22 protein-coding genes are annotated in these 21,659 nt (G+C 66.7%); 8 read left to right on the top strand and 14 right to left on the bottom strand.

The annotated features are described in order from the left end of the window. Positions 1-40: 40 nt before the first annotated feature. Both AB4Z00_RS14115 and clpS read left to right on the top strand, forming a co-directional pair. Positions 41-1,123 carry a phasin family protein gene (locus AB4Z00_RS14115; protein WP_442046359.1) on the top strand — a complete coding sequence of 361 codons (1,083 nt, stop codon included), beginning with the start codon at positions 41-43 and terminating at the stop codon, positions 1,121-1,123. 167 nt (positions 1,124-1,290) lie between these two features. Next, on the top strand, positions 1,291-1,746 hold the full coding sequence (clpS, locus tag AB4Z00_RS14110) for an ATP-dependent Clp protease adapter ClpS (protein WP_442046358.1): 456 nt from the start codon (positions 1,291-1,293) through the stop codon (positions 1,744-1,746). Between the two features lie 139 nt (positions 1,747-1,885). On the opposite strand, the gene AB4Z00_RS14105 is transcribed toward clpS, so the two are convergent. Then, on the bottom strand, positions 1,886-2,452 hold the full coding sequence (locus AB4Z00_RS14105) for a hypothetical protein (RefSeq protein WP_132265102.1): 567 nt from the start codon (positions 2,450-2,452) through the stop codon (positions 1,886-1,888). Positions 2,453-2,748: 296 nt separating this feature from the next. Here AB4Z00_RS14105 and lptF point away from each other — a divergent pair, with 296 nt between their 5' ends. Together lptF and lptG are read left to right on the top strand one after the other, a co-directional pair. Continuing rightward, positions 2,749-3,975, top strand: a complete 1,227-nt coding sequence (gene lptF, locus AB4Z00_RS14100; RefSeq protein WP_132265104.1) for an LPS export ABC transporter permease LptF — start codon at positions 2,749-2,751, stop codon at positions 3,973-3,975. Between the two features lies 1 nt (position 3,976). Beyond that, a complete protein-coding gene (gene lptG, locus AB4Z00_RS14095; RefSeq protein WP_442046357.1) occupies positions 3,977-5,074 on the top strand; it encodes an LPS export ABC transporter permease LptG in 1,098 nt (365 codons plus the stop codon). A gap of 92 nt (positions 5,075-5,166) precedes the next feature. On the opposite strand, the gene AB4Z00_RS14090 is transcribed toward lptG, so the two are convergent. Next, positions 5,167-6,273 carry a fatty acid desaturase family protein gene (locus AB4Z00_RS14090; protein WP_134095434.1) on the bottom strand — a complete coding sequence of 369 codons (1,107 nt, stop codon included), beginning with the start codon at positions 6,271-6,273 and terminating at the stop codon, positions 5,167-5,169. 147 nt (positions 6,274-6,420) lie between these two features. Between AB4Z00_RS14090 and AB4Z00_RS14085 the strand changes: the two genes are divergently transcribed. Further along, a complete protein-coding gene (locus tag AB4Z00_RS14085) occupies positions 6,421-7,587 on the top strand; it encodes an N-acetyltransferase (protein ID WP_442046356.1) in 1,167 nt (388 codons plus the stop codon). A 101-nt stretch (positions 7,588-7,688) separates the two neighbouring features. Here AB4Z00_RS14085 and AB4Z00_RS14080 read toward each other — a convergent pair whose 3' ends face one another. Both AB4Z00_RS14080 and lipB read right to left on the bottom strand, forming a co-directional pair. After that, positions 7,689-8,027 carry a hypothetical protein gene (locus tag AB4Z00_RS14080; RefSeq protein WP_442046355.1) on the bottom strand — a complete coding sequence of 113 codons (339 nt, stop codon included), beginning with the start codon at positions 8,025-8,027 and terminating at the stop codon, positions 7,689-7,691. Next, positions 8,024-8,707 carry a lipoyl(octanoyl) transferase LipB gene (gene lipB / locus AB4Z00_RS14075; protein ID WP_132265110.1) on the bottom strand — a complete coding sequence of 228 codons (684 nt, stop codon included), beginning with the start codon at positions 8,705-8,707 and terminating at the stop codon, positions 8,024-8,026. Before lipB ends, AB4Z00_RS14080 begins: the two co-directional genes overlap by 4 nt. A gap of 105 nt (positions 8,708-8,812) precedes the next feature. Here lipB and AB4Z00_RS14070 point away from each other — a divergent pair, with 105 nt between their 5' ends. Then, entirely contained in the window at positions 8,813-9,625 is an 813-nt protein-coding gene (locus tag AB4Z00_RS14070) for a hypothetical protein (RefSeq protein ID WP_134095237.1), read from the top strand. A 146-nt stretch (positions 9,626-9,771) separates the two neighbouring features. Here AB4Z00_RS14070 and AB4Z00_RS14065 read toward each other — a convergent pair whose 3' ends face one another. The 5 genes from AB4Z00_RS14065 to AB4Z00_RS14045 form a co-directional block, all read right to left on the bottom strand. Then, positions 9,772-10,404, bottom strand: a complete 633-nt coding sequence (locus AB4Z00_RS14065) for a class I SAM-dependent methyltransferase (RefSeq protein ID WP_132265114.1) — start codon at positions 10,402-10,404, stop codon at positions 9,772-9,774. 102 nt (positions 10,405-10,506) lie between these two features. Next, entirely contained in the window at positions 10,507-10,851 is a 345-nt protein-coding gene (arsC, locus tag AB4Z00_RS14060) for an arsenate reductase (glutaredoxin) (RefSeq protein WP_132265116.1), read from the bottom strand. Further along, positions 10,848-11,432, bottom strand: a complete 585-nt coding sequence (locus AB4Z00_RS14055) for a (2Fe-2S)-binding protein (RefSeq protein WP_132265117.1) — start codon at positions 11,430-11,432, stop codon at positions 10,848-10,850. Before AB4Z00_RS14055 ends, arsC begins: the two co-directional genes overlap by 4 nt. A gap of 111 nt (positions 11,433-11,543) precedes the next feature. Then, a complete protein-coding gene (locus AB4Z00_RS14050) occupies positions 11,544-13,505 on the bottom strand; it encodes a TonB-dependent receptor (protein WP_442046509.1) in 1,962 nt (653 codons plus the stop codon). 67 nt (positions 13,506-13,572) lie between these two features. After that, complete coding sequence (locus AB4Z00_RS14045) at positions 13,573-14,265, bottom strand: fumarylacetoacetate hydrolase family protein (RefSeq protein WP_132265119.1); 693 nt, start codon at positions 14,263-14,265, stop codon at positions 13,573-13,575. 146 nt (positions 14,266-14,411) lie between these two features. Between AB4Z00_RS14045 and AB4Z00_RS14040 the strand changes: the two genes are divergently transcribed. Further along, positions 14,412-14,930 (top strand): YqgE/AlgH family protein, encoded by a 519-nt coding sequence (locus tag AB4Z00_RS14040; protein WP_431568360.1) that lies wholly within the window; start codon positions 14,412-14,414, stop codon positions 14,928-14,930. Between the two features lie 50 nt (positions 14,931-14,980). Here the strand turns inward: AB4Z00_RS14040 and AB4Z00_RS14035 are convergent, their stop codons facing one another. The 5 genes from AB4Z00_RS14035 to AB4Z00_RS14015 all read right to left on the bottom strand — a co-directional run bounded on the left by AB4Z00_RS14035 (position 14,981) and on the right by AB4Z00_RS14015 (position 19,486). Continuing rightward, positions 14,981-15,595: a nucleotidyltransferase family protein gene (locus AB4Z00_RS14035; RefSeq protein ID WP_132265123.1), complete on the bottom strand. Its 615-nt coding sequence runs from the start codon at positions 15,593-15,595 to the stop codon at positions 14,981-14,983. After that, positions 15,592-16,587 (bottom strand): XdhC family protein, encoded by a 996-nt coding sequence (locus AB4Z00_RS14030; protein WP_132265125.1) that lies wholly within the window; start codon positions 16,585-16,587, stop codon positions 15,592-15,594. Before AB4Z00_RS14030 ends, AB4Z00_RS14035 begins: the two co-directional genes overlap by 4 nt. Positions 16,588-16,605: 18 nt before the next feature. Continuing rightward, a complete protein-coding gene (locus AB4Z00_RS14025) occupies positions 16,606-17,220 on the bottom strand; it encodes a TetR/AcrR family transcriptional regulator (protein WP_132265127.1) in 615 nt (204 codons plus the stop codon). A 91-nt stretch (positions 17,221-17,311) separates the two neighbouring features. Beyond that, positions 17,312-17,893 carry a murein L,D-transpeptidase catalytic domain-containing protein gene (locus AB4Z00_RS14020; protein WP_442046354.1) on the bottom strand — a complete coding sequence of 194 codons (582 nt, stop codon included), beginning with the start codon at positions 17,891-17,893 and terminating at the stop codon, positions 17,312-17,314. A gap of 348 nt (positions 17,894-18,241) precedes the next feature. Next, positions 18,242-19,486: a polyhydroxyalkanoate depolymerase gene (locus AB4Z00_RS14015; RefSeq protein ID WP_442046353.1), complete on the bottom strand. Its 1,245-nt coding sequence runs from the start codon at positions 19,484-19,486 to the stop codon at positions 18,242-18,244. Between the two features lie 272 nt (positions 19,487-19,758). On the opposite strand from AB4Z00_RS14015, the gene AB4Z00_RS14010 reads away from it, so the two are divergent. After that, a complete protein-coding gene (locus AB4Z00_RS14010; protein ID WP_132265131.1) occupies positions 19,759-21,657 on the top strand; it encodes an ABC transporter transmembrane domain-containing protein in 1,899 nt (632 codons plus the stop codon). Positions 21,658-21,659: the final 2 nt, after the last annotated feature.

Below are 21,659 nucleotides of genomic sequence, written 5' to 3'. Positions count from 1 at the left end.
CCGCCCGAGACACGATTGCCAGCAGAAAGCAGGAAGTCACATGGCCGGCCAGGAAGAAACGAAGGACGAAGCGCTCGCTGAAAAGGCCTATGAGGCTGCAGCGGCGAAAACCCCGGTTGCACCCCTCAAGGCTGCCGACGCGAAGGCGGACGACGCGGCTGAAAAGGCCTCCGATTCCAAGCCCGCCGTCGCTGCGGCCAAGCCGCTTCCCGGCTTGCCGCAGCCTGTGAAGGCTTCGGCGCCGGCTGCCCCGGCTCCCGTATCCAAGCCGGCCCCGATTTCCACGCCGTCGGCCAAGCCGGCTGCCGGCAAGTCGATCAAGCCCARGGTCGCCCAGTCGGCGATCAAGCCGGCGATCAAGTCAGCTCCGGCCGCCAAGGCTCCGGAGGTCAAGGCGCCCGTGGTCAAGACCGCCGCACCGAAGGCCAGCGTAGCCAAGGCGCCTGTCCCGGCCGCCAAGCCGCCGGTAATGGTCAAGCCCGCTCCGGCTGCGAAGGCAGCCAAGCCGGTGCCGGCCAAGAAAGTTGTTCCAGCTTCTTCCGTTTCGGCCAAGGCTGCCACGGCGAAGCCGGTCATCGATGTTGCCACGCCTGCCGCGGCAGCCATGAAGGCGGCAGAAAAGATCGCCGACCCGAAGACGAATACGTTTGCAGGACTGTTTAATCCCTTCATCCTCGAGGAAAAAACGATGGACATTAGCGCTAACTTCGCCGGTTTCCAGGGTGCCGTGACCGAAGCCCAGGCCAAGGCCAAGGCCGCTTTCGAAAAGAGCTCGGTTGCATTCGGCGAAGCCGGCGATTTCGCCAAGGGCAACGTGGAAGCGGTTCTCGAATCGGGCAAGATCCTTGCCGAGGGCCTTCAGGGCTTCGGTTCGGAAATGGTCACCGAAGGCCGTACCGCCTTCGAAACCTTCACCGGTGACATCAAGGAACTCGCAGCGGCCAAGTCGCCGACCGACTTCTTCAAGCTCCAGGGCGACATCATGCGCAAGAACTTCGACAGCGCCGTCGCTTACGGTTCGAAGAACAGCGAAGCCGCTCTCAAGCTCTTCAGCGACACGATGGCGCCGATTTCCGGCCGCGTCAGCGTTGCCGTCGAGAAGGCCCGTCACGTCGCGGCCTGAGCCGCACCGGACGGTCCTGACGGACTTTCCTGACGTCTAGCAGACGGCCGGGTGGATCTCCCACCCGGCCGTTTTGCCGTGGCCGGGACCTGTTCCGTCCTCAAAACTACCCCCGATCTGGACAGGGCATCTTGTTTCCAGGCGCTGCAATACGATATTCTGTCATCATGCTATCTCTCGCTGCCGATTCCAGACTGCCCCGTCCCCTGCTCGCTCGAAGCGCATATCCGTGCCTGTCGCAGGCTCCGGATGCTTCCATCCGTGCGGCTGGCGACCAGGATTCCGACGATGGGGGCAATAATGGCAACGACGGCGGAACCGATGGCGACGACCAGCTCGGGGTCGCCACCAAGACCCGTGCCAAGCCCAAGAAGCCCAGCCAGTTCAAGGTGCTGATGCTCAACGACGACTATACGCCGATGGAGTTCGTCGTCCTCGTGCTCAAGCGCTTCTTCCATATGGACCTGGAGCAGGCGACGCGCGTGATGCTGCACGTCCACCAGAAGGGCGTCGGCGTCTGCGGGATTTTCCCTTATGAAATCGCGGAAACCAAGGTGAACCAGGTGATGGACTTCGCCCGGCAAAACCAGCACCCGCTGCAGTGCACGCTCGAAAAGGCCTGAACGCTAGCAGATGATCGAGGCTGCCATCGCGGCCCGCACTGCCAACGGCCTGGACCGAGCCTCGGCCAATGCGCGATCTCCAGATCGCACCAGGGCCATAGGGATCGAACCTCGATGGCAGCAGCCGTGAATTCGCGCCTCAGCGCTGAATTTCAGGCTCTTTCGCCCGCTCGTCTTTCCCGTTCACGGCCTCGCCAAGCCGGATGGCTTGCGCGATGGCTTGCAGCTGTGCGGAAACCAGCGCCGCGGCGATGGAATGGGCGGTCGCTTCGGTCCTGATGCCCAGTTGAGGCACCGTCACACTTGCCCAGTCATGCAAGGGGCTGAGAGTCTCGACCTCATAAGTGACGCCGCGCGGCAGCAGCGTGACCGCGGCGCGTCCGCAAATCCCGTCGTTCAGCAATTGCGTGGCCCGCTCTTCGCGCGCCTGCCAGCAACAGGCATCGATCGCGCGGCCCCAGCGGCCAAGTACCAGCAGCGCCTCGCGCACGATCCTGGGGGCTTCGCCGCGCGTGGCGGCGCGGGCGCGACGGGCGAAGCTCAGCAATTCCCGTTCGAGCAGCGGATCTGCGAAATCGGCRATATTCCGGCAGGCAGCCAGCAGCGCCTGCGCATCAGGTTCTTCCAAGAGGGCAATCTTCTTCGAGGGAGCCAGGGTTTTCGGGGGGCCGAGGCTTCTTTCGGGGGGAGGGTCCGGCGCCCGCATTCGGTGTTCGCGCCATGTGACCGTCTTTCGCCATGCAGGACGCGGCGCCGGGAAGGCAATGGGTGCACGGCGCATGTAACTGTGACATAGGGTGAAACGGCGGCGGTCCCTCAGCCTGGGCCTCCGGTCATTCCCGCACCTTTCGGCGCGGCCCGGCTCCGGCTGGTCGTTTTGCCGGGGATGACTTTCGCGCAAGGTGGAACCCGGCAAGACAATTCGCTTTGCCCCTAGGCGCCAAGCCGTTAAGGGCTTGTGGAGCACGGTTTTATGACGACGCCCCCGGTGAACCTTTCAGCGTGAAATTCCTCAGCGCCATTGATCGCTACATCTTTCGCCTCGTGCTGATGCCGATGCTCGGCATCTTCGTGCTCGCGGCATCCCTGCTCGTGCTCGACAAGATGCTGCGGCTCTTCGACTTCGTGGCGACGGAGGGCGGGCCGATCGGCGTCGTCTTCAAGATGCTGGCCAATCTCCTGCCGGAATACGCCAGCCTGGCGATTCCGCTGGGCCTGATGCTGGGAATCCTGCTCGCTTTCCGCAAGCTGGCCACCTCCAGCGAGCTGGACGTCATGCGCGCCGTGGGGCTCAGCTACACGCGGCTCCTGCGCGTACCTTATATCCTGGCGATCCTGCTGGCGGGGCTGAATTTTGCGATCGTCGGCTATCTCCAGCCGCTGGCGCGCTACTATTACGAGGAACTCAACTACGAGCTGAAATCGGGTGCGCTCGGCGCCTCGATCAAGGTCGGGGAGTTCACCTCGCTCAAGGACCGCATCGCCCTGCGCGTGGACGAAAGCCGCGACAATGGCCGCAGCCTGATCGGCATTTTCGCGCGCGTCGCGAACGAGAAGGGGCAGGTGCTGTCCATTTCCGCGCGGCAGGGGCAGTTCCTCGCGCTCAAGGGCGCGCCGGACACGATCATCCTGCGACTCGACCAGGGCCAGATCATCCAGGACATGCCGGGCAAGCAGCCCCGCGTGTTGTCCTTCACGCGGCATGACCTGCCCATCGAGCTTCCGCAAATCGAGAAGTTCCGCAAGCGCGGCGGCACCGAGCGCGAATATCTGCTGCCCGAACTCGCGAACCTGGGCTGGAACAAGAACCTGCCCAAGGAAGAGCGCATTTCGAGCCAGGCGAATTTCAATTACCGCATGGTCGAAGTCATCATGATGCTGCTGCTGCCGCTGATGGCGGTGGCGCTGGCGATCCCGCCCAAGCGGTCGACTTCGGCGCTGGGCCTGTTCGTCTCGATCGTCATGGTCGTCGCCTATCACAAGGTGAACCAATACGCGGCCGACGTGGCCTCGCTCGGCAAGATGAACCCGATTCTCGGCCTGTGGGGACCCTTCTTCGTCTTCGCCGCGCTGATCCTCTGGATGTACTGGCGCGTCGCCTACGTTCCGGGCGGTCAGGCAATCGGCTGGCTGGAGAAGGGCGCTGAGATCGTCGTGAAGCGTTTCAAGTCGCTGCTCAAGCGCAGCAAGCGCGGGCCGCTCCTGCCCGAACCGGCGGACCCTTCCTGAGATGCAGTTCGAATTCTTCCCTTCGCGCACGCTGACCTGGTATCTCGCGCGTCTGTTCATCACGCGCATCCTGGCGGTGCTGCTGATGCTGGTCCTCGTGCTCCAGATGCTCGATCTGCTGGGCGAAAGCGGTGACATCCTTGCCTATCCCGGCAATGGCCAGGAGCAGCTCCTCTACTACGTGACCTTGCGCGTGCCGCAGCTGATCGCGCGGTTCCTGCCCTATTCGGTACTGCTGGCGAYGATCATCACTCTAGCCACGCTGAACCAGAACAGCGAGGTCATCTCGATGAAGGCGGCGGGGCTTTCGGCGCATCAGGTGCTGGCGCCGCTGATCCTGACGGCGCTGGCGATCTCGCTGGCCAGCCTCGCCTTCAACGAGCGTGTCGTCACCCGGTCCACCGCCACCCTCAATGCCTGGCAGGCGGTGAAATACGGGCCGATCCCCAAGGACCCCGGCGTCAAGGCCAACCTGTACCTGGCGGACGGGCGGGACCTGCTGTTGGCCTCCAGCCTGGAAGGCCAGAACGACCGCATGGTGCTGCGCGGGGTGACCTATTACCGCCGCGATGGCAACGGGATCATCGTCGAACAGCTGCGAACCGACCGCGCGGCTTTCGCCAATCCGGGCTGGCGTTTCGAGAATGCCACTCGATTCGACGTGGCGACCACGAGCACCACCAAGCTGGTATCCGCCACGGTCGCTCCCGGCATCACGCCGGCGAAGATCATGATCTCGAACGTCGATGCCGATTCGGAGAACCTGTTCCAGCTTTCATCCTCGATCGAGGCGATGAAAGTGGCCGGGCGGCGTACCAGCGAACTGGAGGCGGCATGGTGGCACAAGCTCTCCGGGCCGTTCTCCTCGATGCTGATGCCGCTGCTGGGCGCGGTTGCGGCCTTCGGCCTGGCGCGTTCGGGCCAGCTTCTGATTCGCGCCGTGATCGGCATGGCGCTGGGCTTCGCCTACTTCGTGCTCGACAATGCGGCGCTGGCGATGGGCAATTTCGGCGGTTATCCGCCGCTGGTCGCGGCCTGGGCGCCTTTCGTGCTCTTCGCCCTGATCGGCGAGACGGTGCTGATCCGCACCGAGGAATAGACCTCGGGATCGCGATCCGCTCTTCCGGACAAACGAAAAAGGGCCCGCGTTTCCGCGGGCCCTTTTTCGTTGTCGAATTGTCGCGAGCGCCGTCAGCGGCTCCGCATGGTGCTTTCGATCAGGCGGCCGACCAGCGGCAGGAGGCCGGGATAGTTGGCCTTGGCATATGTCGAATCGGTGCCGAGATGCCGGGCAAGGCGGCGGTGAGCCTCTGCCAGCGAGTGATAGGGCACTGAGGGCAGCAGGTGGTGCAGCGCGTGGTAGCGCAGGCCCACGGGGGCCCAAAGCTCCGAGAAGCGGGCCGGCGGGGGCACGTTCACCGAATCGAGGTACTGCGCCGTCACCGTCATGGCGTCGCCGTCGTTCTCCCAGAGGTGAGCGACGAGGGTGCGGACCTGGTTGAGGAAGGCGGTGAGCGAAACCACGCAGAGCGCGATCAGCAGGGGCCGCCAGCCATAGGCATAGCTCGCCGCGAGCACCGAGATCGCCCAGACCGAGCAGCCCAGTTCCTGCCAGAACACCATGCGGGCGAAAGCGCCTTCGGGCGGACGGCGGCTGAACTGGGGGTTGATGGCCAGCGCCGAGGCGCGGCCCCATACCAGTTTGCGCAGCGGCGGGATCACGGCGCCGAGCGGTATCAGCACGGCCGAGCGAATCAGCAGGGCCACCGGCAGCAGGATCGCGGTGAGCGCGAAGACCGGCAGGCTCCATGGCTTCATGAGCGCCAGGGGCAGGTATTCCGGGTCTTCCACCGTGCCGTAGCGGGTGCGGGTGTGGTGGATCGTGTGAACCCCCTCATACATCAGCGAAGGGATCAGCATGGGAATGCCGACCAGCACGTTCCAGGCGAAGCGAAAGCCGGGCAGGGCGTCGCGGTGGATATGGGTCAGTTCGTGGATGAACAGCAGTGCGCGATAGAGCGCCAGGGCCGAAAGCAGGCCGAAAGCCACGCTGGCCCAGACGCCGTCGACGAGAATCGCGGCCGCCAGCGCGGCATAGCCGACCGCGGCCGAGGCCAGCATGTCCGGCCAATAGATTTCCGGACGGGCGTGCGAGATGTCGCGCGTCAGTTCCACCGCGGCGCGCAGCATCGCCTTGTCGTCGGGAATGTCCGACGAACGCGGGCGAGCCGCTTCTCTGGCGAAAGCGGCAGGACGGGTCGCCGAGGGCGACAGATCGATGGCTTCCTGGGCAGTCATACTCTTCAAGTCCAAAGTCCCCGGGCATAAACGGCCCGCTGCGTGTGTTGTGGGCGGCCCTGCCACGCGGTCCGGCTTGACAAGGTGCCGGGACCGACCGCAGGTCGCGATCCAGCAATTCCCATAAAGCGGAACAAAGGCAGGATCGTGGCCAAAGCCGAACTAGTCATCACACCCGTGTCCAGCAAGGCCGACAGGAGCGCCTTTGTCGATTACGCTTATCGGCACAATGCGTCAGATCAAAACTGGGTGCCGAACTTGCGCTCGGAAGAGATCTCCAAGTTCACCCCGGGCAAGAATCCCTTCTGGGACCATGCCCGCGGCCAGCTTTTCCTCGCCAAGCGGGGCGATCTCATCGTCGGGCGCATATCGGCCCACATCGATGAACTGGCGCTGAAACAGCCGGCGGAGCAGGGCATGGGTCCCGGCACCGGCAACTGGGGCGCGATCGAGGCCGAGGACGAAGACGTCGCCAAGGCGCTTATCGCCGCGGCCGAACAGTGGCTTCGCGAAGAAGGCATGACCCGTGTCCTGGCGCCGATGAACCTTTCGGTCTGGGAAGAGCCGGGCCTGCAGGTTAGCGGATTCGACCACGCGCCGATGGTGATGATGGCGCACCACGACTCGGCCTATCAGCCGTGGATCGAGGGTGCCGGATACGACCGGGTGAAGACGCTCTACACCTACGATATCGACGTGCGGAAGGAATATCCGCCGCTGATCCAGCGCATCATTTCCTCGGGCGAGAAGAACGCCAAGATCCGCATCCGCGAGGTCGATCCCAAGCGGTTCGACGAGGAAGCGGCGCTGATCTGCGACATCCTCAACGATGYCTGGTCGGACAACTGGGGCTTCGTGCCCTTCACCGACCGCGAGATCGAATATACCGGCAAGGCCCTGAAGCCGCTGGTCCATCCCGAACTGATCCGCATCGCCGAATATGAAGGCGAGCCGGTGGCCTTCATGATGACCTGGCCAGACCTCAACCAGGCGCAGAAGCGTTTCAACGGACCGAAGGGCAAGCCGTCGATCCTGGGACTGATTCGCCTGCTGCTCTGGCTGCGCAAGCCCAAACCGGCCGACATGCGCGTGCCGCTGATGGGCGTGCGCAAGAAGCTGCAGTCCTCGCGTCTCGCCAGCCAGCTGGCTTTCATGATGATCGAATATATCCGCCGTGCGGCCGTCAGCAAGTTCGGCGCCAGGCGCGGCGAGATCGGCTGGGTGCTGGAGGACAACCAGGGCATGGTGGCCATTGCCGGCGCCATCGACAGCAAGATGAACCGCGAATACGCGATTTACGAAAAGGCGCTCTGAGCGGCGCGAGCGGCGCGAGCGGCGCGAGCGGCCCCGGGGGAAGGCGTTCGGGCGGGAGCGATCCGGGCCGCGACTTCGGTCGCGCCCGGATCCTGCCCCGGTCAGGGTTGCGGGGAAGGCTGCGCGGCTGCGGCCTCGACATCCGCTGCGGCCGCCGCGGCGGCATCGGCAGCGGTGTCTTCCGGCAGTGCCGCCTCGCTGGCACTGCTGCTGGTTGCGGGCCGGCCGCTGCGCGTTTCGGCCACCGGCGCTGCCATCGGCGATTGCGAGCGGACCGTATCGTACGGCAGCATGTCGTCACTCACCGAGCGCGGCAGGATCTTCGCGCCGGTAGCCGCATTCTGGGCCGGAGCCTCTTCCTTCTTGCAGGCGCCGAGCGACAGGCAGGCGGAAGCGGCGAGCAGCAGGGTCAGCCTGGTGGCGTGGCGGGCCGGGGTCATGCGGGCTTCTCCGGGGGGCAGGGGCGGTCGAGCGCCGCAAGAAAGGCAGGGGCGCGGGCGATCAGCGCCTCGTCCCAGGTTTCGAATTCAACCTGGCGGCCAAGGCGAGCGAGGCTGGTGACGCCGAATTCCTCGATCCCGCAAGGTACGATGCCGGTGAAATGCGCGAGGTCCGGCCGGATGTTCACGGCGAATCCGTGCATCGTCACCCATTTGCGGATGCGCACGCCGATGGCGCCGATCTTCGCTTCGCGGCCGTCGACATCCTGGGTCCAGATGCCGATGCGGCCTTCGCTGCGGAAGCTGTCGACACCGAAATCCTGGAGCGTGTCGATCACCCAGCCTTCGAGGCCATGGACGAAGCCGCGCGCATCGCGTGCCCGCTTGCGCAAGTCCAGCAGGACATAGGCAACGCGCTGGCCCGGCCCATGGTACGTGTAGCGCCCGCCGCGTCCGGCCTCCACCACTTCGAAGCGGGGATCCAGCAATTCGCCGGCCACCGCGCTGGTGCCGGCGGTATAGACGGGCGGATGTTCGAGGAGCCAGATCAGTTCGCGCGCCTCTCCGGCGGCGATGGCAGCATTGCGCTCGGTCATTTCCTCGAGCGCGGCGCGGTAGGGCACCGGTTCGGCGCTGACGCGCAGTTCGATATCACCCGGAAGCGTGGAGGGAACAGTCATGCCGCGTTGCGTGGCGTCATTCCCTGCGGTTATCAAGTCACTTTGAGGGTCGTCTTTCACTTCGGCTCTCACTTGGCCCCTCATTTGGCGGCATCAGGAGCAGTTATGAAGTTCGACAGCAACAGGGCCTGGAGCCAGGCGTCCCAGGCGGTCTCCGCGAACAGGGAGGTTGTCCTGGCGCTGGCGGGGGTGTTCTTCCTGCTGCCGCAGCTGGTTTTTGCGATCTTCTTCCCGCAGCCGGACATGGGCACCGGCATGAACGAGCAGCAGGTCATGGCGGCGGTGAAAAGCTATTACAGCTCCATCCTGCCGATCATGATTCCCATCGCCCTGCTTCAGGCGCTGGGCACATTGTCGCTGCTCTGCCTGCTGGACACCGACCGTCGGCCCACCGTGGGGGAAGCCATCCGGGCGGGCGTGAAGGGGCTGGTGCCCTATCTGGTCGCGCAGATCGTGATCGGCCTGGCGCTGGGGCTGTTCGCCCTGGTCGTCGCCGGAGGCCTCGGCGCGGCGGGCGGCGCGATCGGCGCCACCATCGGCCTCTTCCTCGCGCTGGTGCTGGGTCTCGTCATCTTCGTGCGCTTTTCGGTGACGGCGCCGGTCGTGGCCGTGGAGAAGACGCTCAACCCGATCTTTGCCCTGGGCCGGTCATGGACTCTCACAAAGGGCAATACGGCGCGGCTCCTGGGCTTCTATGCCTTGCTGATGCTGGCGATGATCGTGCTGATGATCTTCGGCAATATCCTGACCCTGCCGGTCACGCTCCTGGCTCCCGGAGAAGTGGTGCGGGTGGTTGCGGCCATCGTCGAATCGATCATGGCGACGATCATGGCGCTCTATTTCGTGGCGGTCGTGGCGCAGGTCCATCGCCAGTTGGCGGGCAGGGGCGAGGAAAGCCCGGCGCGGCCTTTCGAATAGGACCGCCAAGCGAATCGCGCCGGGTCTGGGTCGATCCGGCCCGGCGCGTTCGGACTCCCGGCGGATCGGGACGCACAACCAAAAAGGCCGGCGCTGGGCGCCGGCCTTTTTCATATAGGGAGACGTGAGAAGGCGTCAGCGCCTGCTCAATCCTCGTCCTTCCAGCCCCAGAACAGGAAGCAGGGCGGGACGTTGATCGGCTCCATGCCGTTGTCGATCCGCTTGAAGTGGCGCGCCATGAATTCGCGCGCCTTGGGCGTGAACTGGTAGACCAGGAACGCGCCGCCCTTGCGAATGACGCGGTAGGTGGCGGAAGCGATCGCCGGGCCGACGCCGTCGGGCAGCGTCGAGAACGGGAGGCCGGACAGGACATAGTCCGCCTTGTCGTGGCCATGGGCACGCACGATGTCCTCGACATCGGCCGCCGAGCCGAGCACCGCAATGAAGCGGCTGTCGGTGATGGTGCGGCGCAGATAGTCGATGAACAGCGGGTTGGTGTCGATCACGATCAGCTGGCCGTCGCGACCCAGGCGGTCGAGCACCGGGCGGCAGAACGTGCCGACTCCGGGGCCGTATTCGACGAAGAGCTTGCAATTGGCCCAGTCCACCGGGCCAAGCATGCGATTGATCGTGAAGCGCGAGGACGGAACGATCGAACCGACCATCACGGGATTGCGCAGGAAGCCTTCGATGAACACGCCCCAGGGTCCAAGGCTATGTTTGATCTTCCGCTTGATCCGCTGGGGCAGCGCCTCTCGGGCAAGCTCGGTACTGGTCATGCTGGAGGAAGCTCTCGCTTTTGTTGTCGTCCGGCGAAGGGCGATTCGGTGACAGATCGAGGCCGACAATGCAAGCGAGCGTCGGCCAATGTTACGTGGGGATTACAGAATCTCGTGGACCTTTTCCTGAGGACGACAAAGCCTGGCGCCCCTTTCGGTTTCCACGAGGGGACGTTCGATCAGCGCCGGCTCGGCGGCCATGGCCGCCAGGACGGTGGCATCGTCGGCATCCGGAAGGCCGCGCTCGGCCGCATCGGTGCCGCGCAGGCGCAGGCCCTGCTGCGGCGTGATGCCGGCATCGCGGTAGAGTTGCGCCAGCTTTTCCGCCGAGGGCGGGGTCTTGAGATATTCGATCACCGCGACCTCGACGCCCGGCGTTTCCTCAAGGACGGCCAGGGTCTTGCGCGAAGTGCCGCATTTCGGGTTGTGCCAGATGGTTGCCTTCACGGGCGCTTCTCCTGTTGTGCCTGGGATGTCGGTGTGGACGCCGGTTTCAGGGGCGCCATGGCCGGAACCGCCCTCGCGGCATCCCGCGGGGCGATGCCGGGGGCCGGGGCGGCGCTGATGGTTTCCTCGCGCCGCATGACCCGGCCGGCGCGCTGGACGGCGGCGACCAGGCGCGGATAGACGCCGCACCGGCAGAGATTGGGGAGCGCCTCGCGAATCTCCGTCTCGCTGGGATTGGCATTGCGGGCGAGCAGCGCGGCGCCGCCGATGACGATGCCGGGCGTGCAGAACCCGCACTGGATCGCCTGTTCGGCGACCATGGCCTGCTGCATCGGGTGCGAGCGGTCGGCCGAAAGCCCTTCGATGGTGGTGACGAAGCGCCCCTCGCACTCGCCCAGTGTCACGAGGCAGGCGCGCAAGGCGCCGCCATCGACCAGGACTGTGCAGGCGCCGCAGTCGCCCACGCCGCAGCCATATTTCGTGCCGGTCAGATTCGCTCCGTCGCGCAGCGCCCAAAGAAGCGGGGTCTGCGGGTCCATGGCGATTTCGACCGGGTGATCGTTGACGGTCAGGCGCGGCATCCGGCCTCCTTATGCGTGCAGGCGCCGCTGCGCCAGTGCGCGCCGTGCGACGGGCCGGTGCTCATGCACGGCCTGTCGTGCCGATTGCGAATCGCGCCGCACCGATCGCCCTCAACGAAGCGCCACGCGCAGACCGGCCCAGAACGTGCGCGGGGTGCCGAGATCGATCGAGCCGTCCTGGTTGCGGGTGACGATGGTCTCGTCCGTCAGGTTCTCGGCGCGCAGGACCACGGAGACGGGACCGGCCACGGGCAATTGCACATAGCCGTCCAGCGTGGTCGCGGCCGGAAGCACGTATGTTTCCAAATCGTCCTCGTACTGCGCGCCGACATGGCGCAGCGTCGCCGCCAGGCGCCAGCCCTCGCGCGGGAGCCAGGCGAGCGTGGCGCTGGCGGCGAATTTCGGGGTCTGGGCGGGCCGCAGGCCGTCGAGATCGGGATCGTCCGCCCTGACCTTGGCGTCGGTCCAGGCCAGCGAACCGTCGAAACGCACCGTGCCGAGATCCAGCGCCGCGCTGGCTTCCAGCCCGCGTGCCTGGACCGCGTTCACGTTCTGCCGCTCGCGCGTGTTGGTGGCCACGGTGACATTGGCGACGGCGTCCTTCACCTTGTTGTCGAAGGCGGTGAGCGACAGGGTCAGCGCCGCAAGCGGCTGGATGTCGATCCCCGCTTCATAACCGCGCAGGCGTTCGGGCTTGAGAGCCGCATTGGCCTCGGTGGTGACCGGGAAGACCACGAAGGGGCGGTAGAGTTCGTTGAGCGTGGGCAGGCGCATGCCGGTATAGGCCGCGGCGCGCAGGCTCACGGCCTTGCCGGCGTGCCAGACCAGACCGGCGCGGCCATTGCCCATCCAGCCGGAGCGATTCGCATAGGAATCGTTCTCGGTCACGGCGCCGGTGGGGGTGACCGAGCGGTAGAACCCGTTGCGGATCGTCCAGCGGTCGGCGCGACCACCCGCGGTGAGCACGAGCTTGCCCAGGGTCCAGTCGTCCTCCGCATAGAAGCCGAGGTCGGACTGGTTGCCTCCGGCGCGGCGCACGGCCGTGAAGGCGCCGCTGGCGTTATAGGGCAGTTCCAGCAGCTTGCCCTCGGTCAGGCGCAAGTCGCTGCCGATTCGCAGGACGTGATTCTCGCCCACCGGCGGGCGCAGTTCGGCCTTGCCGCCGATGGCCGTGGTGGGGGTGCGATGCTGGTCGAGCGTCTTGCGATACGTGCTCGAACTGATGACCACGTTCGAGAAGTCCTGCGCCTGAACGTAGCCGATCACGTCGAACTGCCACGCGCCCCGGCCGACCAGCCGCAGCGAGGCCTGCTGGCCGTCGGAGGTGGAATCCGCCCCCTTGAAGCGAAGCGTGCGCGCATCGCCATAGGCCAGCGCGGCGGCCTGCAGTTCCACCGTATCGCTCATCGGCGCGACGGCGCGGAGCGAGGCGGACCAGCTATCATAGGCGGCGCGGGCGGAAGCGGGGACGCGCTGGTCGCGGGGTGTGGTCCAGAAGCCTTCGCCCCGGTCCCACTGCACGCTGGCGACGAGGAAGCCTGCGCCCAGTTTCGGTGCGACCGTGGCCGAAGCCTGGGTCTCGCCGCGATCGTTGACGAGCGCCGAGCCCTGGAACATGCCGATCTGGTCGGGACCCGCACTGGTCATCTCGATGGTGCCTGCCACCGCGCCCGATCCGAAGGCACCCGATCCGCCGCCGCGTGTCACCCGGATCGCGGAGAGCCGCTCGGGTGCGATGGCGCTGAAGGGAATATAGCCGAAGAACGGGTTCGCGATCGGTACGCCGTCCAGCAGCACGAGCGTGCGGCTGGAGGCATTGCCGCCCAGCGCGCGCAGCGTGGCGCCTTGCGAGGAGGGATTGGCCGAGCGGCTGTCCGAGCGGCGGAACTGCGCGAAACCGGCGACCGCGTTCAGCACGTCCTCGATCCGGCCCGACGCGCTGGAAATCACCGCGTCGCGCTCGATCGTCTCGACATCGTAGGCCGGGGTGGCCGGCCCCGATTCGAGGCCGTGTCCGGTGACGACGATCGGCGTGCCTGGCGTCTGGCCGGCGTCGGCGGCCTCTTCGGCCATGGCGGGGGCGGTGAAAAGGACGGCGCAGCCCGCCAGCCATGCGGCGCGGTGGTGAGGACGGGTCACGTCAGGCGGGATCGATCGCGAGCACGACCGGCTCCAGTCCCTCGACGCGGCCTTCCAGCCGGTCGCCCGGCGCGACGGGGCCGACGCCGGCAGGGGTGCCGGTGTAGATGAGGTCGCCGGGGGCTAGGTGATAGAGGCGGGAGAGGTCGGCGATCAGCTCGGGCAGGCTCCAGATCATCTCGGAGAGCGGGGCTTCCTGCTTCGTCTCGCCGTTCTTCGCGAGCGAGATGCGCTGCTCGCCCGGCTGGCCGAAGGCATCGGCGCGGGTGATCGGGCCGATGACGGCGCCGTTCTCGAAGTCCTTGCCGGTGTCCCAGGGATAGCCCTTGGCCTTGGCGGCGTTCTGGAGGTCGCGCCGGGTCATGTCGAGGCCGCAGGCATAGCCGTAGACCAGGTCCATGGCTTGTTCGGCCGCCAGTTCGAAGCCATGGCCGCCGATGGCGACGACGAGTTCCATCTCGTAGTGGCAGTCCTGCGTGCCGGGCGGATAGGCGATGGCCGTGCCGGAATGGCAAAGCGCGGCCGGGGCCTTGGTGAACCAGATCGGCGCCTCGCGGTCCACGGCATTGCCGAGTTCGCGCGCATGGGCGGCGTAGTTGCGGCCGACGCAGAAGATGCGGCGCACCGGGTAGCGGGCTTCTTCCCCGAGAACGGGGACGGCGGGGACTTCGGGCAGTTCGAACAGCAGGCTCACTCGCGATTTCCTCCCTTGCTTGGCGGCGAGGCATAAAGCGCGATTCCCGCCGGGAAAAGTGCAAGCGGCTTGCCGTCCCCTGCGAAGGGCTTACATTTGCCCCCGTGACCGAGAAACAATTCCTTGCCGGGCGACTCCTTCTGGCGATGCCGGGCATGTTCGATCCCCGCTTCGACCACAGCGTGAGCGTACTTTGCGTGCATGACGAGAACGGCGCACTGGGCATCGGCATCGGCCGGCTGCGCGAAGGCGTCCGCTTCCACGAAATCCTCGACGAGCTGGGCATCGACCCTGGCGTCGCGCCGGATTGCGAAGTGCACGAGGGCGGGCCGGTGGAGCCGGGGCGCGGGTTCATTCTTCATTCCACCGAATGGGGCGGCAGCGATACGATCGAGGTGCATCCGCTCTGCGCCTTGTCCGCCTCGATGGATGTGCTGCGCGCGATCGCCGAGGGGCGAGGGCCGGAGCGCTGGCTGATGTCCCTGGGCTATGCCGGCTGGGCGCCGGGCCAGCTCGAAGGCGAGATGCGGCAGCACGGCTGGTATGCGGCCGATCCGCATCCGGAGATCCTGTTCGATACCGCGGTGGATGACCGCTGGACCGCGACCTGGCGGGCCGAGGGTATCGATCCCGCGCTGCTGTCGAGCCAGACCGGCAGCGCCTGAGCATGGGGTGGCGCGGCCTGATCCGCGCCGTTCCCGTGTCAGGTGCCGTATCAGGTGCCCGGTGAGGGCCTGACCGGCCGGCTCGTCAGCGCCGAAAGATCTTCCGGGCGATCGATGTCGAGATGGATCGCGGCATCGTCGCTCTCCACGAACACCACATCGTCGAGTCCAAGCCGCAACCGGTCCCGCAGCAACCGGCCAGCGCCCTGATCGCCCGTAAGCGCGGCGATTTCGGGAAACAGGCGGGAAGACAGCAGCGCCGGATGACCGGGCCGACCGCCGTGACGGGGCAGGGCGGCAATGCCCCCTCCGATCGCCGATGCCAGTTGCGATGCCGTGCCGTGAGGCACGCGCGGCATGTCGCCCAGGAACACGAAGACCTGCTCGGCCTCGTCCAGCGCGGCGATTCCCGCCTTCAGCGATTCGGACAGCGCGTGGCTGTCGATCCGCAGCACTTCCACCGGCGGTCCTTCCGGCCAGGCGCCGCAGTCCAGCCCCGGCCGCGCCACGACGAGGACGCGGGCCACCGGCGCGGCGCGGGCGGCACGGATGGCGTGGAACAGCAGCGGCTCGCCATCGAGCGGGGCCGAGAGTTTGTCGCCCCCGAACCGGCGCGAGGCCCCGGCGGCCAGCACCAGTGCCGCCAAAGTGCCGGGGCGTTTCACGCGCGCTCGTGGGCGGGGTTCAGCGCCTGCATGATTTCCGCGACGATCCCGGTGGCCACTTCCCAGGGCGATTTGCCGAGCCCGGCGACCCCCGGCGAAAGGTTCAGCCTTGCCAGTTCCCCGGGCGTTGCGCCTGCCGCTTCCAGCGCGGCCAGACGCGCCCCGGCGCGGGACCTGGCGCCGATCATGCCCACATAACCGGCCCCGCCCCGGAGCGCAGCCAGGCATCCGCCGAGGTCGTGATGATCCTCGTGCGTGGCGCCGAGATAAGCGGTCCAGCGGTCCACCCCCAGCTCGGCCAGTGCCGCTGCCGGCTCGGTGCGCAGATAGCGGGAGACCGCGAAGGGCGGCGGTTCGTGCGGGCCGTCCGGGCGCAGAAGGATCGTCTCGAACTGGGAAAGCGCGGCCAGTTGCGCGGCGGCCAGGGCGCCGGGGTCGCCGCCGGAGACGATCAGCCGGCGCGGCGGATCGTAGCGGCGCGCCAGCGAGAACGGGGCCTCGTGCAAATCGAGCAGCGGGCCGCGGTCCGGCGTGACCTGCTGCGTCTTGCCGTCGCTGTGCCAGCGGCAGGCGCTGCGCGCTTCGGCATGGTGCAGGACATCGCCGGCCGCGGCCGAGTCCGGCGCGAGCCGCTCGACCAGGACGTGGAGGGCGCCGCCGCAGCGCAGGCGAATGTCGATCCAGGGGCTGCCCGCCCCGTAGTGGAGGTGCCGGGGCATGCCGTCCGCCAGGACATGCGCGGCATGGCTGGCGACATCGCCTTCGATGCAGTCTCCCGAGAAATAGCCGCTGGCGGCGATCGCCTCTTCCGGTCCGCCCGGCTCCACGAACAGCATCTGCGCGCCGGGACCGCGCGGGGCGCTGCCTTCTACTTTGTAAAGCGTGGCGAGGGCGGCGGGGCGGCCGCGGCGGCGGGCTTCCGCAAGCGGCGCGCGGATATCGTCCACCCAGCCGAAGAGCGGCCAGTCCGCGCCTTCGATCTCGCCGCTCATGGGATCATCCCAGTGTCGTCATTCTGCTGCCGCCGCCGGGCGCGCCCGTGTTTCGACATGGTCGCCGACCAGCGGGGCGATGACCAGCCGGTGCAGGATACGGCCGACATCCGCGGCGCTCTGGTCCTGGCCCTTGGTGAGCCACCAGGCGAGAATGTCTATGGTGGAGCCGGTGCCGTGCACCACGCCCAGGTCCTGCGGCAGCCAGTCGGCCGGGCGGGCCACGCCTTCGATCAGGCCGCGCGCCTGGCGAATGAATTCGTCGCGTACGATGGCCGCCGCGCCGCCGCCCAGGAGGGCAGACCACAGCGCCTTGTGCTCGCCGACGTAAGTGCAGAGCGCCAAGGTGGATTCGTAGCTGTTGGCATTGTGAAGGAGCGGGATGGAGAGCGCCAGCAGACCGGCGATCTCCTCGGAGGCGACATCGCCCAGCAGCGCTTCCTTGGTGGGGTAGTGCCGGAAGAAAGTGGCGTAACCGGTTCCCGCCCGCGCCGAAATCTCGCGGATGGTGATCTGGTCGAAGGCCTTTTCCTCCAGCAGGCACAGCATGGCTGCGTTGAGCGCCTTGCGTGAGCGCACCTGCCGCGCATCGGTGGGCGCGTCTTTCCTGAATCCCGCGAGATTTCCGTCCATGAACGACCCGTAACACCCTGCCTCAAGGGTGTCTAATCCACCGCACCCGACTTCGGTATGGCGGATTTCGGCATGCCGTGATGAACGGGATTCAGTATTCGCCGATTCGGTCCGCGAAGAGCAGGCGGCCGCCCGAAAGGTGCCAGAGCGCCTCGTTGAAGTCGGTATTGCTCATGGCGAAGCAGCCCTCGCTACGGCCGAGCTTGCCCCACTTCTCGATCATGGCGGCATCGACGTACCAGGCCGGATGCATAACGATCGCGCGTTCCAGCGCCATCGAGTTGTCGTTGTCCAGCCCCTTGAGGCGGATCGAGGTGCCGTACTTGCCCGAATACCACTCGCAAGTGAGGAAGGCCCCGCGCGAGGTGGCTTCGGAGCCGGGCATGTTGGAAAAGCTCTGCAGCCAGCCGCTGTGCATCGGATCCGACCCGCGGCCATGGGCAAGCAGGAACGAGCGCACGGTGCCCGCCTCGATATTGGCGAAATGAAGACGCGGCTTCCAGGAGGGCTGGGCGAAATCGGCGATGCCGACCAGGTCATGGCGCCAGATCTGCGTGCCAAGGCGCTGCACCTGGCGGGATGCCACGTCCAGCACGCGGCGCTGGTAGGGCGTAAGGGCGCTCGGCACCGCGCCCATGCCGATCGGAGCTGCTCCCGCAGGGCCGATTTGCACTCCGGCAGGACCGATCTGTCCTGTCGCTGTTCCTACCAGATTTTCTGCTGCCAGCACACGCGATGGCAATGCAAGGCTTGCGCCTGCCACCAACCCGCCCATGAGGACAGCACGCCGACCCAACGTCTGTTCCATACCGGTAAGTTAACCTAATCGCGGGGAACTTTCTAGCGCGATTGTCGGATCGGTTCCCGCCAGGGGTGCGGATTGCCGCAAGCGCCAACCGCCTTGTCGTTAAGGACGATTCGCGCTGTGGATAGGGCGGGGAACCGAAGTCCCCCGCCCTTCAAACGTTTTGAACGCGTTCGCGAACCAGCCCTGAAAGCGGGCCCGCGAACCCGCGATTCGTCAGGCTGCGGTCTTGGCCGGCTTGCGCGCGTGCTGGCGCATCCAGTCTTCCAGCACCGGGGCGATGCGGGTGCGCCACTTGCTGCCGTTGAAGATGCCGTAGTGGCCGACATTCTCGGCCAGCAGGTACTTCTTGCTGTCATCGGGCAGGTGCGTCGCCAGCTTGAGCGCGGCCTTGGTCTGGCCGATGCCGGAAATGTCGTCGCGCTCACCCTCGACGGCCAGCAGCGCCGTGTCGCGGATCGCCGAAGGATCGATCCGCTCGCCGCGATGGACGAATTCGCCCTTCGGCAGCGAGTGCTTCTGGAAGACGTGCTCGATGGTCTGGAGGTAATAGTCGGCGGTCATGTCGCAGACCGAGCGATATTCGTCGTAGAAGGCCTTGGTGGATGCCGCGCCTTCGCCGTCGCCGGAAACCAGGTGCTTGAACATGCCGTAATGGCTCATCATGTGGTTGCCGAGGTTCATGGCCATGAACCCGGCGAGCTGCAGGAAGCCCGGATAGACCCGGCGTCCGGCGCCCGGATAGTTCAGCGGAACGGTGGCGATGACGTTGTTCTCGAACCACGAGAGCGGCTGCTGCATCGCCACGTCGTTGACGCTGGTGGGCGCCTCGCGGGTGTCGACCGGGCCGCCCATCATGGTGAGCGTGGCGGGGCGGCAGGGATGCTCCTGCTTGCCCATGATCGCCGCAGCCGCGAAAGCCGGAACGGAAGGCTGGCATACGGCGAGCATGTGCGCGCCGGGGCCGATGTGTTCGAGGAAGCCGATCACATAGTCGATATAGTCGTCCAGATCGAAGCGGCCGGCATCGGCCGGCACCAGCTTCGCGTCGGCCCAATCGGTGATGTAGACCTCGCAGCTTTCCAGCATGCGGGCGACGGTGCCGCGCAGCAGGGTGGCGAAGTGGCCGCTCATCGGCGCGACCACCAGCAGCTTCGGCGCGTCCTTGGCCAGTCCGGGGTGCGTGAAGCGGATCAGGTCGCCGAAGGGGCGGCGCAGCACGATCGATTCGGTGACCGGGTAGGACTTGCCGCCCGTGGTCACGTTCTCGATGTCGAAGGCCGGCTTTCCGCGCGGGGCGGCGGCATGGGCGAAGACGTCCAGCGCCGAGGCTATGACCGGGCCGAACCCGAAATAGCCCATCGGCAGGGCGGGGTTCGAGAGAAGTTCGGCACCTACCGAAGCCCAGGCGGCGGCCCCGCTCAGCATGGTGCGCTGCAATTCGTAGGCGTTGTAAAGCAAAGTGCGTCTCCCGGACGGCGAAGCGACCCCGGCCATCCTGCGTGGTTATCAACGCCATTTGATACCGAATCGTTGCTTGTGCAATGCGGCATAAACGAAATCGCGCGCAGCCAGGTGGCCCAGCGCGGCGATCATGCTGATCGTAAAGGCGCATTTCATACACCTTTTCCTCAAGCCGGGGACGCGATAAGAGCCCGTTCGACCATTCCGGCACCTGCCGGTCCGAAAACGCTCCGGTGGGGACGTTTTCCAAGGAAAAGTTAAGGGCGCGCATGGATGCCAACGCGGGGCAGGCACGGCCGCCCGAGAACGAGAACGCTGCAACGGGCCAGGCGACCCCCGCCGCAGGGGCCGGCAGCGCCGAAGCGCGCGGTCCGGAAGCAGGCAAGCGCCCGCGCAGTCTGGGCGCCTTGCGCATGGTCTGGCGCGAACTGTTCCACTACCCCGGCCGCATGGCCGTGGCCGGGCTTTCGCTGCTGACCACGGCCACTTCGACTCTCGCGATCCCTTACGGTTTCCGCCAGATCGTCGACCAGGGTTTCGCGGAAGGCGCGGATCCGGCGGCGATCCGCTGGTGGTTCATCATGCTGCTGGGCGTGGTGATCGTGCTTTCCGTGGCGACGGCGGTGCGCTTCTACAGCGTTTCCTGGCTTGGCGAGCGCGTCGTGGCCGACGTGCGCCTGCGCGTGCAGCGCCATCTGCTGACGCTCTCGCCCAGTTTCTTCGAGGAAAACAGCCCCAAGGAAATCGCCTCCCGCATGACGGCCGATACCGCCATCGTCGAGACGGTGGTGAGCACCACGGTCTCGGTGGCGCTGCGCAATGCGATCATGGCAGCGGGCGGAGTGGCCTATCTCTTCGTGCTGGCCCCGCACCTGACGCTGGGCCTGGTCGTCGCGATCCCGGTGGTGATCCTGCCCATCGCCGCCTTCGGCCGCCGCCTGCGTGCCGTCGCCCGGCAGAGCCAGGACCGCGTGGCCGATATCGGCGCCACCACCAGCGAAGTCTTCGGCGCCTTGCGCGTGGTCCAGGCCTTCAACCAGGAAGGGCGCGAGATGGAGCGCTTTTCCGGCGCGGTCGAACGCACGTTCGAAACCGGCAAGCGCCGCATCGCCTTGCGCGCGGTGATGACGGCGGTGATCATGTTCCTGATCTTCGGCTCGATCACCGTCATCATGTGGCGCGGCGCGATCGGCGTGGCCGAGGGGTCGATCACCGGCGGCACGATCGCCGCCTTCGTGGTGACGGCGGGCATCGTTGCCGGCGCTTTCGGCTCGCTCACCGAAGTCTACGGAGACCTTGTGCGCGGGGCCGGAGCGGCCAGCCGCCTGGCCGAGCTGCTGAGCGAACATCCCACGATCTCGGCGCCTGCGCGTCCGCTGACGCTGCCTTCGCCCGGCCGCGGCAAGCTCGCCTTCGAGCGCGTGACTTTCCGCTACCCCTCGCGCCCGGAAATGGCGGCGCTGCACGATTTCACCCTGTCGATCGAGCCGGGCGAGACCGTGGCCATCGTCGGCCCCTCGGGCGCCGGCAAGTCGACGCTGTTCCAGCTGGCCGAGCGGTTCTATGATCCCCAGAGCGGGGCCATCAAGATCGACGGCGTGCCGCTGACCTCCGCCGATCCCTCCGAGATCCGCCAGCGGATCGCGCTGGTGCCGCAGGAAGGCGTGCTCTTCGCCGCCTCCGCGCGGGACAACTTGCGCTATGGCAACTGGCAGGCCGACGATGCGGCCATCTGGCAGGCGGCCGGCGCCGCCAATGCGGAAGGCTTCCTGCGCGAGCTGCCGCAAGGGCTCGACACTTTCCTGGGAGAAGACGGCGCGCGCCTCTCCGGCGGCCAGCGCCAGCGCATCGCCATCGCCCGCGCGCTCCTGCGCGATGCGCCGATCCTGCTGCTGGACGAGGCGACCAGCGCGCTCGATGCCGAAAGCGAGCGGCTGGTGCAGGATGCACTCGAACGCCTGATGGAGCACCGCACCACCCTGGTGATCGCGCATCGCCTGGCCACGGTGCGCAAGGCCGACCGGATCGTGGTGATGGACGGCGGGCGCATTGCCGAGCAGGGCACGCACGAGAGCCTCAGCCAGGCCGGCGGGCTCTATGCCCGGCTGGCGTCGCTCCAGTTCGATTCCGACGCAGTGGCCGCTTTCTCCCGTTCGACGAACGGCTGACT

Origin of the sequence: Novosphingobium sp. YAF33 (genome assembly GCF_052113265.1) — a bacterium.
Taxonomy (GTDB): domain Bacteria; phylum Pseudomonadota; class Alphaproteobacteria; order Sphingomonadales; family Sphingomonadaceae; genus Novosphingobium.
The sequence above is the reverse complement of the archived record's forward strand: the minus strand, read 5'-3'. Positions and strand labels throughout refer to the sequence as shown.

Bases quoted from the DNA above. Each gene is read 5' to 3' on its own strand.
- clpS (WP_442046358.1), top strand. From the start codon at position 1,291: ATGCTATCTCTCGCTGCCGATTCCAGACTGCCCCGTCCCCTGCTCGCT.
- AB4Z00_RS14090 (WP_134095434.1), bottom strand. From the start codon at position 6,273: ATGACTGCCCAGGAAGCCATCGATCTGTCGCCCTCGGCGACCCGTCCT.
- AB4Z00_RS14080 (WP_442046355.1), bottom strand. From the start codon at position 8,027: ATGACCCCGGCCCGCCACGCCACCAGGCTGACCCTGCTGCTCGCCGCT.
- lipB (WP_132265110.1), bottom strand. From the start codon at position 8,707: ATGACTGTTCCCTCCACGCTTCCGGGTGATATCGAACTGCGCGTCAGC.
- AB4Z00_RS14070 (WP_134095237.1), top strand. From the start codon at position 8,813: ATGAAGTTCGACAGCAACAGGGCCTGGAGCCAGGCGTCCCAGGCGGTC.
- AB4Z00_RS14065 (WP_132265114.1), bottom strand. From the start codon at position 10,404: ATGACCAGTACCGAGCTTGCCCGAGAGGCGCTGCCCCAGCGGATCAAG.
- AB4Z00_RS14055 (WP_132265117.1), bottom strand. From the start codon at position 11,432: ATGCCGCGCCTGACCGTCAACGATCACCCGGTCGAAATCGCCATGGAC.
- AB4Z00_RS14050 (WP_442046509.1), bottom strand. From the start codon at position 13,505: ATGGCCGAAGAGGCCGCCGACGCCGGCCAGACGCCAGGCACGCCGATC.
- AB4Z00_RS14040 (WP_431568360.1), top strand. From the start codon at position 14,412: ATGCCGGGCATGTTCGATCCCCGCTTCGACCACAGCGTGAGCGTACTT.
- AB4Z00_RS14030 (WP_132265125.1), bottom strand. From the start codon at position 16,587: ATGAGCGGCGAGATCGAAGGCGCGGACTGGCCGCTCTTCGGCTGGGTG.
- AB4Z00_RS14025 (WP_132265127.1), bottom strand. From the start codon at position 17,220: ATGGACGGAAATCTCGCGGGATTCAGGAAAGACGCGCCCACCGATGCG.
- AB4Z00_RS14010 (WP_132265131.1), top strand. From the start codon at position 19,759: ATGGATGCCAACGCGGGGCAGGCACGGCCGCCCGAGAACGAGAACGCT.